Here is a 19318-nt window from a genome sequence, read left to right as displayed (position 1 = left end):
ATTGTTTGTTTAACACGAAGGTATAAAGTGAGCAATACAAAGAACAATTAAGTTTCGAAAAAGCATTCTCCTTAATCGAGAATGCTTTTTTGTTGTGGCTGAATAAAGATGATAACCCATCTTTGTTTTCATTTTTGAAAGGTTGGTATTACTAATAGTAAATAGAAGAGTAAAACAAATTGAAAGGGACAAGGGAGGGGGTTTTTAAACTGTAACAAAACAGTTATTTAGTATAACATAAATAGAGCACACAAATAAGTATGCTCTAAGAAAAATAGGTGATACAAGTAGATTGTTGTGTGAAATTCACAAATAATAATCAGATTTTTACGAGTGTATTTTTAACATTGTATGCGTTACTTCTTTTTAGGAGCCTGTCATGTAAAAGAATGTATAGATGATTATTTTATGAAAGTAAATGCACACCTTTACATTTTTAGGAGGATTTTTCTATCAAAAAAAGATAAACATTGGAACAAATGAAACTTGTATCTTGTCTATATATTGAAACCATAATAAAAGTGAGGGCAGTTTTATCTTTATTCAAATAAGTTCGAGGTGTGGAAATGGAAGAGACGTTTATTGAAAAGTGTATTCATGATGAGCTTGACTATGTTATAAAAGACTATTGGCAAGATGTATGGAATTATTCATTTATTATTACGAAAGATCCACACTTATCAGATGATATCACGCAAGATGTATTTATAAAGGTATTTAAAAATTGGAATTCATTTCGAAAGGAGTCATCTATTAAAACGTGGATATTAAAAATTACAAGAAATACAGCAATAAACTATTTGAAATCCTCCTATTTTAAAAGGATATCATTAGTAGGTTTTTTTAGTGATGATAAGCAATCTCCATCGGCAGAAAAAGAATTTTTTAATCAAGAGGAAATGAATGAAGTGTGGGATGTTGTATTAAAACTACCTAAAAAACACCGTGAAATAATAATTTTAGACGCGAAATATGAATTATCTTATGAAGAAATGGCCGAAACACTAGGAGTATCCATTGGAACTGTAAAATCAAGATTAAGCCGAGCGAGAAGTAAGGTTTCAAAATTAATAGGGGAGGGTAGTAGTGATGAACAATAAACAAAATCCTGACTGGTATAGAAAATTAAAAAAAGGCCCAATGGAGAATCGTAAAGATGAAGAAGAATTTATCTTTAAAATAAAGCAGTCTATATACGAAAATAATGAAGTGGATCTCGTAAAACATAAAAAACCTTTTCAAAAAAAAGCATTACCTATTGTAGTTGTTTTTGTTTGTACAATGTTATTTTTTATTGTTCAACAACCTTGGCTTGATGATAATAAATCACCGGTACAAAGTAGCACTCAAATTAAGCCTAAAACAAAAGATGAGTCCGCTCAAGATCCAACATTAAAACAATTTATGAATGATTTATATCAAAGTACAAATTCAAAAAATGAAAATGACTTGTATAGAGCGTTAAATGATGAAGTTCTATTTAAAGGGAAGAGTTATAAGAAGGATGAATTGAAATTTGATGAAGATATTTTTCATGAGTTGCAAGTTGCTCTTACCATGGGGGGAGAATTTACAAATGATACAAAGCAAGCATACAAAGTACCAAGTGGATTGACAGAAAGTAACGAACCAAAGCAAGCGCATTATATATATGCAACTGTTACTGGAAATAAAACGAAAATTTTAGCTGAACCAAAGCGAGAATCACAAGTTTTATATGAAGTATCTAATGAAATGGTAAAAGCTTGGATTCCAGAAAAAGTGCAGAATGATGGATATATAAAAATATCGACAATTAATGGTAATACTGGATATGTACAAAAAGAGTACGTTTTAACGGATATTAAATATTCATTTATGTTCGAAAAGAATAATGAAGGTATATGGGAAATAATAAATATAGATTCTATATGGTAAAAAAGGAAGGTTCACTTTAATGAACCTTCCTTTTTGTTTTTATTCTCTTTTTGAAGAGTATTCCAGTACTCTAAAATATCTGATGTAACGAGAGCGGCAATGTTTTTTTCTGAATTACTACCAGGAATAACGACAGAAACGGCAATTTGTGGATCTTCGGTAGGAGCATATGCAATGAAAAGAGAATGGTTTATCATTCTTTCTTGTTCATTCGGAGCACCTGTTATGCCTGTTTTACCTGCGACGTGAAAGGGTAAGTTTTTAATTTCCTCTATATTTTGGCTCATCCCACCTTGCACGACACTCCAAAAGTTCATCGGATAACGATTTGAACTTTCTAAAATTGGTTTAAACTTTTTTGCTTCCTTACCATGTTGATCAATAATAGCACTTACGATTTGAGGTTTATATTTATCACCTTTACTTGCTAAAGTTGCTGCATATTGAGCAAGTTGAAGAGGCGTGTGTACTTCATTTCCTCCCCAAGAGGCATTTAATAAGGCGGAGATCCCATTTTCAAACTTGTTTGTTGGATGAAATTCATATTGTCCGTCTTCTTCAAAAGGTAAATCAACCCCGGTTTTAGAACGAAGGCCGAATTGTTTTAAATACTCTGTCCATATATGTGCAACTTTTTCTATATTCCCATTATTTTGGTTGAATAAGGGTAGAGCTACTTTGGCTGTCATAAATGTGTTAGATGAATTAATGATAGCCTGCCTCGGTGTAATCTCACCTGTTGGCGTTCCAGGTGCATTCGTAATGTTATTTTGATTATCATATTGAAAAGTACCTTTATCTAAATAAGTATCTTCAGGTTGAAAAAGCTTTTCGTTTAATCCAATTAAAATAGTAAGTGGCTTTATAGTAGAGGCCATATTTACATAAGATTCACCATACTTTAATTTTTGAATTGCTTTATTTTGCGAAAGTGATTTGATGTTTTCTTTTTTAGATGATACTTGTTCATATAATGTATTTGGATCAAACACTGCTGAGTTGGCCATAGTTAAAATTGCGCCATTTTTCACATCGGTTACCACAACATAACCAGCATTAACATCAGTTATTTTCTTGATTTGAGATCTTAATGCTTCCTCTGTTTTTTGCTGCAACTTAGAGTCTAAAGCTAGCCGGACATCTTTTCCTTTTTGTACTTTTTGCATGTTCCATAAGAACTTTTTATTATTCACTTTAAAAATAAGAGTTTTTCCGGGTTTTCCTTTTAAATCATTTTCATATTGTAGCTCAATCCCGCTTTTTCCAACGGGTACATTAAGGGCATTTTCTACATACCCAATTACTTGTGAACCAATTCCACGCTTAGGATAATATCGAATCACTTCATCTTTGATTATTACATTATTGGGTTTGTTTTTGTTTATGAATGCAAGTTCATTCTCAGTTATGTCAGAGTATAACGGTATATCATTCATAGTCTGCTTTTTACAAGATTGTTGTAATTGAGATTTTATGTCCTCTGTAGAAATGTCATGTTGAAACTCGCTTGAAAATTGATTGAAAAAAGCCAATGTGTTTGCTGCATCTTGTTTCGATAGCTTCTCATCATTAAAAGTGCAATATAGAGACTTAACTTTCTTATTTGTAGCTAGTATTACACCATTTCGATCAAGTATTTGTCCTCTTTCGGTCGAAGAAGTTTCGATAGTAATTGAAATGAAATTACTGTTAAACAAAATTATTAAAATCACACTTACAATAGAAAGAACCGCTATATATCTCCATCTTTTTATTTTTGTATGTAACATAAAACCCTCCCTTTATAGCCTATTCCATATTATAGTTAATTATTTTTTTTGTAAATGTGGAACAACTTTATTATTTATATTGTCTATTAAGTATTACAGCATGAAGAAAGGAATAATCAGTATGAAAAGTTTTTAGCAAATCTATGTGTAAGTTTTATATGGGCCAGTATATAGTTTAGCATTTCTAATGCTAGCGACAAAAAATAGAGAGAAAACAGGAAAGGAGAGTTATGAATTACGTAGCTAAACGAAAAGGGATGAGTGCTAACAAGGATTTAGCAAAAAAGTCGAAACGATATTTATAATCGGTCATCGGTATGTAACATATAAGGAATTAAATGGAGGATTTATGGAAAAACAAAAAGGAAAGAACAAGACGTATATATCTATACGATTAAATATAATGTTCCTTTGCATATTTTTACTTTTCTCAGGTATTATTGTTCAGCTAGGAAAGGTGCAAATCGTAGAGGGAGAGGCTTATAAGAATCAAGTAGAAAGCAGTCAAAACGCAACTACTAGCATTCCAGTTCCACGTGGACAAATACTAGATCGAGAAGGGAAAACAGTTGTTAATAATAAATCTCTTCGTACGATTACGTATACAAGGGTAAAGGGAATTACTAGTGAAGATATTTTAAAAACAGCAAAAGACTTAGCGAAAGTGCTTGAAATGCCCGAACAAGATATAAATAAATTAACAGATATTGATAAAAAGGATTTCTGGATGCAATTGAATACGAAACGTGCGGAGACAATGATCACGAAAAAAGATATAGAAAAGTTTAAAGAAAAGGGAATAGAGGGAAAAGAGTTAGATAAAAAAATAGAAGAATTAAGACGAAGTCGCGTTACAGAAGTAGAATTGGCAGAATTAACAGCACAAGATTTAAAGGTGTTAGCTATTAAAAGTAAAATGAGTTCTGGTTATCAACTAACACCACAAATTATAAAAAAAGATGTAACAGATGAAGAGTATGCGCGAATAAGTGAAAATCTTGCTGAGTTTCCAGGAGTAGATGCAACAGTTGATTGGGAACGTAATTATGTAAATGGTAATTTATTCCGTTCTGTGTTGGGTAATATTACGAGTAGTGAAGAAGGGTTACCGAAAGAAAACTTAGATTCTTATTTGGTACGTGGATATAACCGTAATGATCGTGTAGGAAAAAGTTATATTGAACAACGATATGAAGATGTGTTACACGGTACAAAAGAAGAAATGAAAAACATTACTGATAAATCAGGAAACATTATAAACACAGAGATAATCTCTAAAGGAAAAAGTGGTAATAGTTTAACATTAACGATTGATATGGAATTACAAAAGAAAGTGGAAGAAAGTATAGAGAAAAATTTGAGAGCGTTTAAGAGTTCAGAGCCACTGTTGGACCGAGCTTTTGTCGTCATGACGAATCCAAATAACGGACAGATTTTATCTATGGCAGGCAAAAAGATTGTAGAAAAAGAAGGGAAATTAGAGATTGAGGATTTGGCATTAGGTAACATGACAACTTCCTATGAGCTAGGGTCAGCTGTAAAAGGTGCAACTGTATTAACTGGATATGAGACAGGGGCAATACAGCCAGGAGATCAATTTTATGATGCACCTATGAAATTTAAAGGTACACAAGCTAAGAAATCGTGGAATGTATCTGGATTTGGTAATATTAATGATTTACGAGCGCTACAAGTATCTTCGAATGTATACATGTTCCAGACAGCTTTAAAAATTGCGGGAGTTAATTACGTACCAAATGGTTCATTGGATATAAAACAAGAAGCATTTGATACGATGCGCTATTATTTTAAACAATTTGGATTAGGAGTTCCAACAGGTATTGATTTACCGAATGAAATAGTTGGACAAACTAGAAAAGTAGATAGTCAGCCTGGGTTTTTACTAGATTTTTCTATCGGGCAGTATGATACGTATACACCTTTGCAATTGGCGCAATATATTTCAACGATTGCTAATGGAGGTTATAGAATGCAACCTCAAATTGTACAAGAAATACGAGAGCAATCAATAAAAGAAGAAGAGGTTGGCAAAGTTATACGCTCTATAGAGCCTGTCGTATTAAATCGAATTGATATGAAGACAGAACATATTGATCGAATAAAAGAAGGGTTTAGATGGGTATTCCAAGAAGGTGATGGAACTGGCGTGAAATATTTCAAAAATGCTCCATACAAACCAGCAGGAAAGACAGGGACAGCTCAAACTGTATATGGTGGAGATGATCCAATTGGTAGAAATGCGAAAGGGGAACGTATGGAATGTTACAACTTAACGTTAGTTGGATACGCCCCATATGATAATCCAGAAGTAGCATTCTCAGTAGTAGTCCCATGGCTTCATGATGATAAAAATGGTATTAATTCTATAATTGGAAAGGAAGTTTTAGATGTATACTTTGATTTGAAAAAGCAACGTATACAAGGTGAAACTGCTAGTACAGAGAGTTCGAATCAAAATCATTAATAATTGTGTACTTTTCTCAGGGGAAGAGATCCTGTTTATATAAAAGCCTTTATAAGTTAAAGAAAAAGTAAGATTTGAAATAAGAGTTAGTAGCTATCATAGTTGCTATCTCTTATTTTTGTTAATATCTTGGTTACTAGTTAAAAAAGGTTTTAAATTTATGGAACAAACTTGTTTCTTAGATGGTCTATTATGTGTACGTATAAAAACAGGTATTCAAATAGATACATTGTATTGAATTTACTACTTGTTTTCAGTATTGAAAATTTGAAAGGAATGATGATTTTGAAAAATAAGAGGATGCTAAAAATAGGAATATGCATTGGTATATTAGGTATAAGTCTTACAAGCCTAGAAACTTTTACAGGAGGGGCATTGCAAGTTGAAGCGAAGGAAAAGACAGGGCAAGTTAAACATAAAAAGCATGCGACATATAAAGAATTCTCTCAACTTGAGAAAAAATTTGATGCTCGATTAGGTGTGTATGCTATTGATACGGGTACACATCAGACAATAGCTTATCGACCTAACGAAAGATTTGCCTTTGCATCAACCTACAAGGCGTTAGCCGCAGGAGTATTGCTACAGCAAAACTCAACTAATAAATTAAATGAAGTTATCACTTATACGAAAGACGACTTAGTGGAATATTCACCTGTTACAGAGAAACATGTAGATACCGGAATGACACTAGGAGAAATTGCTGAGGCCGCCGTTCGTTCCAGTGATAATACTGCAGGGAACATTTTATTTAATAAAATAGGTGGACCTAAAGGATATGAAAAAGCGCTTAGACAGATGGGTGATCGGATTACTATGGCTGATCGCTTTGAGACAGAGTTAAACGAGGCTATTCCAGGAGATATTCGTGACACTAGTACAGCGAAAGCAATTGCTACGAATCTGAAAGCTTTAACGGTCGGAAATGCGCTTCCAGCTCATAAACGTAACATTCTTACAGAGTGGATGAAAGGAAATGCTACAGGAGACAAACTTATTCGTGCAGGCGTACCAACTGACTGGATAGTTGGAGATAAATCAGGAGCTGGAAGTTATGGGACACGAAATGATATTGCTATCGTTTGGCCTCCGAATAGAGCACCTATTATCATCGCAATTTTATCTAGTAAAGATGAGAAAGAGGCTACCTATGATAATCAACTAATTGCAGAGGCAGCTGAAGTTATAGTTAAAGCTCTTAGGTAATAATCTCTCAATTCTTTATTTAATGTAATTGAAAATATGAACTTGGAAAGCGATTCTTTTTAATGTGAAAAGAATCGCTTTTTTGTATTTCTATAATGAATAGTAAGTATATAAGCGAAAATTATTATTTCATGGACAATGTATCCCCTAAAGTGCATGAGGGAAATTTTCACCTGTGGTGTTCGTAGCAATAATATTATTATGTATACGATAATAATATTTTGGAGTAGTTAAGCTAGATACTCCTATATGGATATGTAATTTTACATATCCATATAAAAGACACATATGTGCTAATCACTATTAAATTATATTAAAATCATTTTTAGGTAAGGGGATTCATATAGATTTAAGGGAATCAAAGAATTTTTATGTTTAATTATCATAGTGTAATTATTTCACTTTATGAAATGAAATTTGTATTTAACTTTTTTAAATATAACATTTTTAAATTCGAATAATAAATATCTGAAAAATCAAATTTATTCAATGTGATTTTCAGGTTTACTTATGAAAAACATAGTGTTTAAAATGAGGGGGAAGTAAGGTCCTTATATTCTATCAAAAATAAATAAAAAACGAGATACGATTACTCTATCGAAAAAATTTCTCTCCTCAAGTGTGTGTGATGAAATCCTAACGTTAGGTTGTACAACATTTACGATTAAAACTGTAAAAAACAATAGTGAAGAGGTGTACGGAATGAAGAATAAAATTATGACAGGATTTTTAATAACATCAATCGTTACTGGAGCGACTATTCCTATCAATACTCTCGCAATGCCAATCGTTCAGGCAGAAACGAAACAAGATAATATAGATATTTCCTCAGCATTACGAAAAATAGGTGCACACTCCAAATTAACACAAACCTTTATAGATGGAGCCTTAGCAAGTCCGAATGTGCAACTTGAAGAAGTTCCATCTATAAATACAACTCAATTTCTAATTAAACAAGATATGAAAGAGTGGTCATCAGAACTTTATCCAAAATTAATTCTACTAAATTCAAAAAGCAAAGGATTTGCAACCAAATTTAATAGCTATTATCCAACATTAAAAGGATTTGTAGATAATAAGGAAGATAAAGAAGGGTTTTTAGATAGACTGGAAGTTCTTCAAGATATGACTATAACAAACCAAGAAAACGTGCAACGTCAGATTAATGAGTTAACAGATCTTAAACTACAGGTAGATAAGAAACTGAAAAATCTTGATACGGATGTGGTAAAAGCACAGAGTGTACTTAGTTCAGGGGGAACAGGAAAAATAGACAAGTTAAAAAATGAAATGCTAAATACAAAAAAATCAATTCAAAATGATTTACAGCAAATAGCATTATTACCAGGAGCTTTAAATGGACAAGGGCTAAAGGTATTCCAAGAAATTTATAGTCTATCAAAAGATATCATTGAACCGGCTGCTCAAACAGCAGTAGTAGCGTATAACAAAGGAAAAGAAATAAACAATGCTATTGTAGAAGCAGAGAAGAAAGCAGAGCAAGAAGCAACAGAAAAAGGAAGATCAGCTATAGAAATTGAAGCTGCCAAAAAAGAAGCACGTGAAACGATAGAGAAAAGTAAAAAAGGTGAAATTGCTGCAGCTGCAGTTACGAAAACGAAAGAGTATGATCTTATGAAAGTAATTGATCCTGAAAAAATTAAAAAAACATACAGTACCTTTGCAGAAATTAATAAACTAACAGCAGAGCAACGAGCTCATTTAGATGATCTAGAGAAACAAAATCAAAAATTATATGACTTAACAACTAAATTAACAGTAGCAGATTTACAAAAATCAATGATTCTTTTCATGCAAAATGATTTGCATACATTTGCTAATCAAGTAGATGGAGAAATTGAGCTAATGAAACGTTATAAAGAGGATTTGAATCTAATAAATAATAGTATTACAAAATTATCGACTGAAGTTGATACTAATAACACTCAGTCTCAAAAAGATACATTAAGACGACTAAAAAATGTAACAAATCAACTCGAAGAGCAAGTTAATAAATTTTAATATTAAGAAATAAGGTTTAATGAAAAAATTATAACGTAACTGGAAATAAGGAGGAGAATCAAAAAATGAAATTTCCATTTAAGGTCATAACTTTGGCCGCTTTAGCAACGGTTATAACTGCTACGAATGGTAGTACTATTCACGCACTTGCACAAGAACAGACAGCACAAAAACAGAAAATAGAAAATTATGCGTTAGGACCTGAAGGGTTAAAGAAAGTGTTGGCTGAAACAGGCTCTCATATTCTTGTAATGGATTTGTACGCAAAAACAATGATTAAGCAACCGAATGTAAATTTATCCAACGTTGATTTAGGTTCAGGGGGGGGAGAATTAATCAAAAACATTCACCTAAATCAGGAACTGTCACGAATCAATGCAAATTACTGGCTAGATACAGCGAAGCCAAACATTCAAAAGACAGCACGTAATATTGTAAATTATGATGAACAATTTCAAAATTATTACGACACACTAATAGATACTGTAAAAAAGAAAGATAAGGCGGGCCTCAAAGAAGGAATAGGGGATTTAATCGGTACAATTCATACAAATTCAAATGAAGTTACGGAAGTTATTAAGATGTTAGAAGCTTTCAAAACAAAGTTGTATACAAATACTGTAGATTTTAAAAATAATGTTGGAGGTCCAGATGGACAAGGGAGATTAACGGCTATATTAGCGGGAAAACAAGCATTAGTCCCACAACTTCAGGCCGAAATTGAGAATTTACGTTCTACGCAGAAAGCACATTTTGATAATGTATTAGCCTGGTCAATTGGTGGTGGATTAGGAGCAGCTATTTTAGTTATTGGAACGATTGCAGGAGCGGTAGTAATTGTTGTGACCGGTGGCACAGCGACACCAGCTGTTGTTGGTGGTCTAACAGCTCTAGGGGCAGCTGGTATCGGTTTAGGAACAGCAGCTGGTGTTGCGGCATCTAATCATATGAACTCTTATAATGAAATTTCTAATAAAATCGGAGAATTAAGTATGAAAGCCGATCTTGCTAACCAAGCAGTTATTTCACTTACTAATACAAAAGACACGTTGACATATTTGTATCAAACAGTGGATCAAGCAATCATGTCTCTAACGAATATTCAGCAACAATGGAATACGATGGGAGCGAATTATAAAGATCTATATGATAATATCGACCAAATGCAAGAACATAAACTTTCTTTAATACCTGATGATTTAAAGGCTGCAAAACAAAGTTGGAATGATATTCATAAGGATGCAGAATTCATTTCAAAAGACATTGCTTTTAAACAAGAAAAAACAAACTAAAAATCAATATATATGTATAGGAGGAATTAAAATGAATAAAAACTTTCCTTATAAACTACTTGCTGTATCGACGTTTTTGACTCTGACAACAACTACTGTAGTTTCTCCAGTGGCAGCCTTCGCAAATGAAAGTAAAATGGAACAAACTAGTACCGAAGATATCTCTCTTTCTGTAAACAGCGAAAAGATGAAAAAAGCTTTGCAAGATGCTGGGTTATTTGCAAAATCTATGAATGATTACTCTTATTTGTTAATTAAAAACCCAGATGTTAACTTTGAAGGAATTGACATTAAAGGATATACAAATCTACCTAGTCAAATTCTACAAGATCAAAAGAATGCAAGAGAGCATGCTACGAAATGGGATTCACACATAAAAAAACAACTTTTAGATACACTGACGGGGATTGTAGAGTATGATACTAAATTCGACAATTATTATGACACATTAGTAGAAGCGATTAATGAAGGGGATGCAGACACATTAAAAGAAGGCATTACAGATTTGCAAGGTGAGATTAAACAAAATCAAGCATATACACAGAATTTAATACAAGAACTAGCTAAGTTAAGAGATAGTATTGGAGAAGATGTCCGGGCATTTGGAGGTCATAAAGATATTTTGCATTCGATTCTGAAAAACCAAGCATCTGGAATTGATGAAGATGAAAAGCGCCTAAATGAAGTTTTAGAGCAAGTAAGACATTTTAAACAAGTAGAATCAGATGGAATTATAACTGTATCAATTCCCTCAATTCCTACGTGGATTGCTGGTGGTGTAATGATAGGGGTAGCAAGAAATAATTTAGGTACGTTAGAGCCATTGTTAGCACAATTACGTCAGACTATAGATTATAAAGTAACATTAAATCGTGTAGTTGGTGTTGCGTATAATAATATTAATGAAATGCACAATGCGATTGGATCGGCTATTAATGCACTTACCTATATGTCTGCACAATGGCATGATTTAGATTCTCAATATTCGGGAGTGCTAAGTCATATTGATAAAGCATCCCAAAAAGCGGATCAAAATAAATTCAAATTCCTAAAACCTAATTTGAATGCAGCGAAAGATAGTTGGAAAACATTGAGAGCGGATGCGTTTACATTAAAAGAAGGGATAAAAACATTAAAAATGGATCCTGTTTCTTCAAAAAAATAGCGGAATACGGTATTTGTTGCAAGGGCATTTATACAGTTATAAAATGATTTTTTGTTCTTTATAAATTGAAAAGACGGAGGTATAATCAGGCCTCTGTCTTTTATTTTATTGAAATATTTTTATAATTCCATCCTATATGTAGAAAGTAGTTATACAAGTTTGAATTTTTAAGGTGAATGATTTTTATGAATTTTTCCGTAAAACCTAATCTATGATTAGTGAGCTTTATATTCTTATTTTCCTAATTGAATACTTTTATACAATTAGATGGAAGTTAATAATACTAAATCAAAACATAATAGGTTGTTATTGATGAGTTTATTGAAAAGTTGTTATTTTATGTGTCATCAAATAACATTTATAAACAATTAGAAATAAAGAAAAGGAGACTATTATGAGAAAAAATAGAGTATTAGATACAACATAAATAGCGTAAATAGTTTTTGATGTTAAAATATGATAAATAAAATAATAGTCCTTACATGTACTAAGGGAAAATGAGGGAGATAATATGGGAAATAACTCAAAATATAAAACTAGAAAAATACTTGCAGCCACCGCTACAGTAACTATGCTTGCAACTGCAATGATTTCTACAACAGATATCATTGCAGAGGAAACAAAGCAGCAAAAAAAAATATCGACATCACTGCAAGAGGGAAAGTCAGTTAAATCAGAAAACAGAACATATACAGTCCCAGGAAAAGGGGATGTTGAGGTACTGAAACAACAGGAAAGAAAAAGTATGGCATTTAGTCCATATGAACCCACTGGTTTATATGCAAAGCCAAATGAACAAATAACGATTAATGTAGAAGGAAATCAAAATATTCAGGCATACATTGGAACGTATTCGTATGATGCTTCTTGGAGAGAAGATTCTAAAATAAAATCATTTACATTAAAACCTGGTATAAACACAATCCAATCGACAAATGGAGGAATGATTTATTTTTACAATAAACAACAAGGTGGTACCATTCGAACAACGGTCACAACTGGTGGAACGACTACGCCTCTCTTTGAACTAGGCAAGCATACAAAACAAGATCTAATAAACATGCTGGACCAATATCCCAATGCACATGCAGTGGAGTTAAAAGGAGAACGTGTATTAATTACGGCCAGCCCTGCACGTGTTAAGAAATATTTGTTAGGTTCTAATACAGATCCTGTACAACTCTTAAAAAAGATGGATGAAGCTACTCGAATTCAAGACAAAGTAGCTGGTTTATCCGAGGAACAAGTAGATAAACATTATATTCATTACGTAGAAGAAAATCATTCTCCCGATTATTATATGTATGCAACTTCTTATCGAACCGCATATGTAGGAGATGCAATCCAATACGTGTTAGATATTAATAAATTTATAAAAGATGGCTGGGGTCCTTGGCATGAGGCAGGGCATTTGAGACAGCAATCACCTTGGAAGTTTTATAATATGACAGAAGTACAAAATAATATTTACAGCCTTTCTGTAGAAAAAGCATTTACATCTAATCAATCTTTTAGATTGCAACAGGAGGGCGCTTATACTAAGGCATTTCAATACTTAGAACAACCTAATAAAAATTATGACGAAGTTAGTGATGTTTTTGTTAAGCTTGTTATGCTTTGGCAACTACAGTTAGCATATGGAGAGGACTTCTATCCTAAATTGCATCAATTGTATAGAGACATGTCTTCAAGTGAACTTCCACAAACTGATGAAAATAAAAAACAATTATTTATGATTTCGGCATCAAAAGTAGCCAAACAAAATTTGATACCTTTCTTTGAGAAGTGGGGATTACGTCCAAATAACGATACCATTCAAAAAGTAGCTGCATTAGGGTATCCAACTTTAACAGCAGAGATTTGGAAGGGGACAGATTCTAATCCAATTAAACCAGATATACCTAATGTAAATAATATTTTAGAAGGAAATAAGTTTGCATGGTCATTAAAAGGGATTAGTGATTTCGAATTTGCTAAAATCAATTTCAATAAGTCGACAGAAGAAGTGCATATTGACTTAAAAGCAGGCGTACCGCATCATTATTTTAATGAAACATATGCGAGTATTAAAGTACAAAATGCATCAGGCAAAGTAGTATACAATAAAGACATTTATGGAAACAAACAACAAAATGCTGAATCGCAAAAAGTTCCAGTTAAAGTAGGAGATTATATTGAGTTAACACATCTAGAAGGTGTGCATAGAGCTACTTTCACAAATGTAGATAATAGTAAACAAGAAAGCTTTGGAAAAAAAGCAATGTACGAAGTTACAAAAGAAGGCTTGAAGAAAGTAGAAAAAATGCCAGAAGCCACAATTTTAGACGGAAATCAATTTGGATGGTCACTAAAAGGAATAAGTGATTTTGAGTTTGCTAAAATCAATTTCAATAAGTCGACAGAAGAAATGCAAGTGGACTTAAAAACAGGCGTACCACATCATTATTTTAATGAAACATATGCGAGTATTAAAGTACAAAATGCATCAGGGAAAGTAGTATACAATAAAGACATTTATGGAAACAAACAACAAAACGCTGAATCACAAAAAGTTCCAGTTAAAGTAGGAGATTATATTGAGTTAACACATTTAGAAGGTGTGCATAGAGCTACTTTCACAAATGTAGATAATAGTAAACAAGAAAGCTTTGGAAAAAAAGCAATGTATGAAGTTACAAAAGAAGGCATGAAGAAAGTAGAAAAAATGCCAGAAACAACGGTTTTAGACGGAAATCAATTTGGTTGGTCTTTAAAGGGATATAATGATAGGGAAATCGCAAAAGTAGATTATAATAGGGTAACAGAGAAAATGCAGGTGAATTTAGAAGCAGGTGTACCACATTCTTACTTTAATAATACGTATGCAAGTATTAAAGTACAGAATTCATCCGGTAGTGTTGTGTACAATAAGGAAATAGTGGGAAATAGACAACAAACTGCTGAAAGCCAAGCCGTGCCCGTAAAAGTGGGAGATTACATTGAGTTTACCCATATAGAAGGGGAAGCAGTAAAGGAAAAGACACGCGCTACACTTATTAACCTTGAGAATAATAAACAAGAATATATAGGCAAAAAAAGAACCTATCAAGTTACTTCTACGGGATTAAACAAAATAGATTAACATGAAGAACATTCAAATTATTAGTAAGATGCTAAATAGCCGTTCATTATGAACGGCTATTTGGCTTTTATTTAATATAAAGTGAAATGAAAATACTCTCTCTATTATATATACTCTTATTTTCATCAACAGCTATATTTTTTAATGTAACTTGTAAAAAACTCACTCGACTGAGAAAAGTTGTCAAATAAAAGAATCGGCCAATCTAATTTCTAATGGTCCCAGTATCTTTTATTTTGACATGTGTCTTTACATTTATTTTAGCCTCTGCTAACGCTTGAAACCAATCTCCTTTTACTTTTTTCCACTCTTTATATTGAAAGGCTCTAGCATATAGGGATAATCCGATTGGATCAATTTTATTCTGCTGTATTTGATTTAATATATTTTGTAAATTATCATTAATTTCTTTTTGAATAGCACTTTTTAAATTATTTATATTTTTTTTATTATCATAGTGCCCCTTAATTAAATTCGCATTGGTTTTTTCTATTAAAGCTACATTAGCATATATATTGAAATTAAATACAAACTTTCCGTTTTGATAATTAACATCTACCTTCCTTGTCGCGTTCTGTACGAAGATAGATGTGTTTGTCTTTTTGTTAGGTTTTTTAGGAGGAATCGCAAGGTGTAGTATCATTCGGCCGTTACTTTTTGGCTTATTTATAAGATTGAAAAATTTAACATTTTTTTTAGGGATATGAGTTAAGTATTTCCCTCGGCGATTTAAAAATGCAATTCCTACTGTGTCGATTTCATTCTTTGTTTTTTTGATAATTGGAACAGTTTGCGTCATTCCTTCTTCATTTTGTTCTCTCATTAATTGTTGAATTGTAGAAGAGACGGATTGGTTATTTTGAATTGACGATTCGATTACACCATTTATATAAGATGAAAGTGATGGTTTACTAGGCTTGTGAATTTTAAAAATTTCTTCTGCAGGTCCATCTACAAGTACTACTTTAGCATTAATGGTAGCGTAAGGATCACGATAAGAGGAATCAAGCTCCTGCAACCAATTTGCTTCTTGCGCTAATTTTTTCCCAATTAAAATGATTTCAGCTTTGGAAGCTGTCATAAAGCCAGTTAACTTCGTATCTATTTTACTGAATCCAGTATATACAGTAGATGCTTGTGTCCAATGTTCTATAGTGCTTTTTGGCTGTTTATGATGAAAGAGTGGTATGCTTGTTCCAACTTTTATGTCTCCATTAGGGGTTCTATCCAAGCCAATTAACAGGATTAATGAAACCTTCTCAAGAGGAATTCTCTGACTACAACCAATTAAATATACACAACAAATTACAATCCATATCCATTTTCGAATCAAAGTTGTTTCCTCCTAGTAATCCAAGTAAAAAGAATACTGTAAGCGAAAAATAAGATTGGTAATAGAATAAAGAAAACGACATTTAAGATATCCATAAGAGAATATATAAACAAATATTGATCCACATCGGGATTTAGGAAAATAAATAGGCCAACTATAAATAACATAAAAGCAAGCAGCGCCCAATTGCGGGCGTTTTTTTGAAGTGAAATGGTCACAGATTTAAAACTGAAAAATAAATACGGATATATCGTAGTGGAAAATACAATTAAATAGTAAGCGATATATATAATTTCTAATCGTTCCATGAAAGAAAAACGAACCCCTTTTAACAGATGAAATACTGGCCAGATTACGTCTTTTATCCCCTCCGGACTAAAGTATATATAAGAAAGAATAGTCACATATAGATAGAAAAACATGGTTCCAGTATTCGCAATTAGTAGTCCTTTTATGGCTTTTTGTTTTTTTTGTAAGAACGGGTATATATAATATGCAAGTTCTAAGCCAGCATAAGGAGTAATGGTTTCTTTTGTTGCCTTTAGAATAGGGTATAATCCATCTTTAAAAATAGGTAATAGGTGTAAAGGGTTGTAGTTAGTCTTTAGTGAAAAAAGAAGAAATAGTGGCATCCAAGTAGTGAAGAAGAAAACAAGCATAGAATAACTAGTAAGAGCCCTTAACCCACTCAGGGCCAAAATAATAAAAGGTAATAGTAATAATATGGTGATTTGATAAGCAGGAGTGGAAGGGAATATCCACACTTTTACAATATCAGTTGCCTTTAATAAAGTATTAAAGCCAGCAAAAAATAGATAAAAGGCATATAAAAGAAAAAGAATTGTCCCTATCCATTTACCAAAGTACGTTTTTAGGATTTGTGAGAAATTTTTGTTGGGATTTTTTTGTAACAATAATATAATAAATACGCCGATTATAGAAGTAGTTATCCAGCCAAGAATGATAGAAATCCAGCCATCTGTGCCAGCCGTAGTAGCAAGTGGGCTTGCATGATTAACATACCTGATGCAAGTTGCAGTGAATGAATGAAAATAATAAATTCAAATAAAGTTATGTTTTGGAATTTAAGATTCCCCATGCGAACCACCTTCTTTTTTCTTTTTTTGTTTCGGCTGTCCTGTACTCGAGCGGGTGGTAATCATAGAAATAGGAAATCTTACAAAAGAATCTTTTAATTCTTGAAGCCGAAATGGTGCTATTGGCAATCCGTATGGTGAACCATACGAAGTTAGTGAAACAAAATGAGCAAATAAAAGCATTAATCCACTAACAATACCTACAATCCCATAAAAGTATGCCAATAACATCATTGGAAAACGAATAAGGCGTATAGAACTTGATAAGTCATAATTAGAAACAATAAATGATGCAATGGCGGTAATAGATACGATAATAACCATAACGTTACTCACAAGACCAGCTTGAACAGCCGCCTGCCCAATTACAATCCCTCCAACAATTCCAATTGTTTGTCCAATTGGTTGTGGTAAGCGAATACCAGCTTCACGTAGCATTTCGAGTGTAATTTCCATTATAAAAGCTTCCAATAGGGGAGAGAAAGGGACTTTGACTCTTGACGTTGCAATAGAAGTGTATAAATCTATTGGAATGATTTCAAAGTGAAAAGACACTATAGCAATATAAAATGCCGGTAAAAAAATGGCTATAATAAATCCTGCAAATCGTAATAAGCGAAAAAATGATGCAATGAGCCAATGTATATTATAGTCATCTGGAGTTTGAAAAAATCCAATTAAATTCATTGGAACAATCATTGCACCAGGGGATCTATCCATTAACACTGCTACTTTTCCATCGAGTATATGATTTGAAATGGCATCTGGGCGTTCGCTTAAATAAGCTTGTGGGAAAGGAGTCCAATTTTGATCTTTTGTATAATTAGATAGTTCTCCAATACTCAATACTGCATCCGTTTTAATTTTACAGATTCTAGTTTCTATTTCTTGGACTACATCTGCGTTTGCTACATCACCTAAGTAAATTAAATAAACTACTGAAGTGGCTCGTTCTCCAATCGTCAGCTTTTTGATCTTTAACTCTGTTGAAGGAAGATATCGACGAATTAAGCCTATGTTTTTTGTGGCATTCTCAATAAACCCATCATGTGAGCCTTTAATAGTAACTTCTGAAATGGGTTCTTGAATCGCTCTCTCTGCCCAACCTTTTGTATTTATTAGAAGGGACCTCTTTTCTCCTTCCATAAACAGTACACATTGTCCCTCAAGTAACCCTTCTTTAATTTCATTCCACGTATATACTATTTTGGTATGAGTAGCAATAATATTAGAATTAAATATTTGACTGTCTTCATTCACTTCTTGTAATAATGGTGTAACAACATTGCCTTTTAAAGCGACACCATCTGTAAGGCCTTCAAAATAATATAGTAAAATATTCGTGTTTGTTTTTAATTGCAAAGGATGTTCAATCAAATCTGCACTAATATTAAAGATGTTATCTAATGTATTTTTAAGCTCTTTTAAGTTACTTGTTTGGATCTTTTCAATGGTTTTATCTGTCTTTGTTTCTAGGGTCTTTTCATTTAAGGACAAAATTGACACCTCTTTAATATATAACGATTAGTTGTAGTTATTATTTTTATATGTTTGAATTTTATTCACTAATTTAAACGGATTGAGATCAAGAATAAATAAAATTGAAGTACTATATTATAAATTCAATAATTGAGAGTAAAAAAGTAGATGTAATTTGTGTAGAAATCTAAGTATAAAGATAGAAGTGAAATTTGAATGATTATAATAAAAAAGAACCCTTGATAGGTTCTTTTTAATAGTTGGTAAATATGTTGTCAACAATAGATGGCGGTAAAGGTAGTAATTTAGATGTCTTTATGTTACTCAGCTGAATTTTGTAGGAAGAATTATTTTTTCATACCTCAATGCTCAATAAAAAAGGACATTTCATTTATTTGGGTGTTTTAGTGTATTTGAATTTTGCACGCTAAC

Annotated in this window: 11 protein-coding genes and 2 pseudogenes; 8 read left to right on the top strand and 5 right to left on the bottom strand. The window is 32.4% G+C overall.

The genetic code is table 11. From position 1 onward, the window contains the following. Nucleotides 1–566 precede the first annotated feature (566 nt). Both ACTFOB_RS02125 and ACTFOB_RS02120 read left to right on the top strand, forming a co-directional pair. Nucleotides 567–1100, top strand: a complete 534-nt coding sequence (locus ACTFOB_RS02125) for an RNA polymerase sigma factor (protein ID WP_000393076.1) — start codon at nucleotides 567–569, stop codon at nucleotides 1098–1100. Continuing rightward, nucleotides 1090–1917, top strand: coding sequence for an SH3 domain-containing protein (locus ACTFOB_RS02120; RefSeq protein ID WP_440024244.1), 828 nt, complete (start codon nucleotides 1090–1092; stop codon nucleotides 1915–1917). Before ACTFOB_RS02125 ends, ACTFOB_RS02120 begins: the two co-directional genes overlap by 11 nt. An 11-nt stretch (nucleotides 1918–1928) precedes the next feature. Here the strand turns inward: ACTFOB_RS02120 and ACTFOB_RS02115 are convergent, their stop codons facing one another. Next, complete coding sequence (locus tag ACTFOB_RS02115) at nucleotides 1929–3686, bottom strand: peptidoglycan D,D-transpeptidase FtsI family protein (protein ID WP_440024243.1); 1758 nt, start codon at nucleotides 3684–3686, stop codon at nucleotides 1929–1931. A 349-nt stretch (nucleotides 3687–4035) separates the two neighbouring features. On the opposite strand from ACTFOB_RS02115, the gene ACTFOB_RS02110 reads away from it, so the two are divergent. Both ACTFOB_RS02110 and bla read left to right on the top strand, forming a co-directional pair. After that, nucleotides 4036–6171: a peptidoglycan D,D-transpeptidase FtsI family protein gene (locus ACTFOB_RS02110; protein ID WP_440024241.1), complete on the top strand. Its 2136-nt coding sequence runs from the start codon at nucleotides 4036–4038 to the stop codon at nucleotides 6169–6171. A gap of 279 nt (nucleotides 6172–6450) precedes the next feature. Then, nucleotides 6451–7377 (top strand): class A beta-lactamase Bla1, encoded by a 927-nt coding sequence (bla, locus tag ACTFOB_RS02105; protein ID WP_370458083.1) that lies wholly within the window; start codon nucleotides 6451–6453, stop codon nucleotides 7375–7377. A 19-nt stretch (nucleotides 7378–7396) separates the two neighbouring features. Here bla and ACTFOB_RS02100 read toward each other — a convergent pair. After that, nucleotides 7397–7468: pseudogene (locus ACTFOB_RS02100) on the bottom strand (undecaprenyl-diphosphatase); the annotation flags it as partial. Nucleotides 7469–8079: 611 nt separating this feature from the next. Between ACTFOB_RS02100 and hblC the strand changes: the two are divergent. From hblC to ACTFOB_RS02080, 4 genes are all read left to right on the top strand, one after another. Next, complete coding sequence (gene hblC, locus ACTFOB_RS02095; protein WP_440024779.1) at nucleotides 8080–9399, top strand: hemolysin BL lytic component L2; 1320 nt, start codon at nucleotides 8080–8082, stop codon at nucleotides 9397–9399. Nucleotides 9400–9464: 65 nt separating this feature from the next. Further along, the gene (hblD, locus tag ACTFOB_RS02090; RefSeq protein ID WP_440024240.1) at nucleotides 9465–10691 is read left to right on the top strand and encodes a hemolysin BL lytic component L1; all 1227 of its coding nucleotides are present in this window, start codon (nucleotides 9465–9467) and stop codon (nucleotides 10689–10691) included. A gap of 31 nt (nucleotides 10692–10722) precedes the next feature. Further along, entirely contained in the window at nucleotides 10723–11856 is a 1134-nt protein-coding gene (hblA, locus tag ACTFOB_RS02085) for a hemolysin BL binding component B (protein ID WP_440024239.1), read from the top strand. 511 nt (nucleotides 11857–12367) lie between these two features. Further along, complete coding sequence (locus ACTFOB_RS02080; RefSeq protein WP_440024238.1) at nucleotides 12368–14977, top strand: putative mucin/carbohydrate-binding domain-containing protein; 2610 nt, start codon at nucleotides 12368–12370, stop codon at nucleotides 14975–14977. A 205-nt stretch (nucleotides 14978–15182) separates the two neighbouring features. Here ACTFOB_RS02080 and ACTFOB_RS02075 read toward each other — a convergent pair whose 3' ends face one another. The 3 genes and pseudogenes from ACTFOB_RS02075 to ACTFOB_RS02065 form a co-directional block, all read right to left on the bottom strand. After that, on the bottom strand, nucleotides 15183–16310 hold the full coding sequence (locus tag ACTFOB_RS02075; protein ID WP_440024236.1) for a Ger(x)C family spore germination protein: 1128 nt from the start codon (nucleotides 16308–16310) through the stop codon (nucleotides 15183–15185). Continuing rightward, nucleotides 16307–17409: pseudogene (locus tag ACTFOB_RS02070) on the bottom strand (GerAB/ArcD/ProY family transporter). The gene ACTFOB_RS02075 and the pseudogene ACTFOB_RS02070 overlap by 4 nt, the downstream one beginning before the upstream one ends. After that, nucleotides 17396–18904, bottom strand: coding sequence for a spore germination protein (locus tag ACTFOB_RS02065; RefSeq protein ID WP_440024234.1), 1509 nt, complete (start codon nucleotides 18902–18904; stop codon nucleotides 17396–17398). The pseudogene ACTFOB_RS02070 and the gene ACTFOB_RS02065 overlap by 14 nt, the downstream one beginning before the upstream one ends. Between the last annotated feature and the right edge of the window lie 414 nt (nucleotides 18905–19318).

Source organism: Bacillus cereus group sp. MYBK79-1 (assembly GCF_051915365.1).
Lineage (GTDB): Bacteria > Bacillota > Bacilli > Bacillales > Bacillaceae_G > Bacillus_A.
The sequence above is the reverse complement of the archived record's forward strand: the minus strand, read 5'-3'. Positions and strand labels throughout refer to the sequence as shown.

What these genes read in the sequence shown, in the direction of transcription:
- ACTFOB_RS02115 (WP_440024243.1), bottom strand. Translation starts at nt 3,686, where the DNA reads ATGTTACATACAAAAATAAAAAGATGGAGATATATAGCGGTTCTTTCT.
- ACTFOB_RS02110 (WP_440024241.1), top strand. Translation starts at nt 4,036, where the DNA reads ATGGAAAAACAAAAAGGAAAGAACAAGACGTATATATCTATACGATTA.
- ACTFOB_RS02080 (WP_440024238.1), top strand. Translation starts at nt 12,368, where the DNA reads ATGGGAAATAACTCAAAATATAAAACTAGAAAAATACTTGCAGCCACC.
- ACTFOB_RS02120 (WP_440024244.1), top strand. Translation starts at nt 1,090, where the DNA reads ATGAACAATAAACAAAATCCTGACTGGTATAGAAAATTAAAAAAAGGC.
- hblD (WP_440024240.1), top strand. Translation starts at nt 9,465, where the DNA reads ATGAAATTTCCATTTAAGGTCATAACTTTGGCCGCTTTAGCAACGGTT.
- hblC (WP_440024779.1), top strand. Translation starts at nt 8,080, where the DNA reads ATGAAGAATAAAATTATGACAGGATTTTTAATAACATCAATCGTTACT.
- hblA (WP_440024239.1), top strand. Translation starts at nt 10,723, where the DNA reads ATGAATAAAAACTTTCCTTATAAACTACTTGCTGTATCGACGTTTTTG.
- bla (WP_370458083.1), top strand. Translation starts at nt 6,451, where the DNA reads ATGATTTTGAAAAATAAGAGGATGCTAAAAATAGGAATATGCATTGGT.
- ACTFOB_RS02125 (WP_000393076.1), top strand. Translation starts at nt 567, where the DNA reads ATGGAAGAGACGTTTATTGAAAAGTGTATTCATGATGAGCTTGACTAT.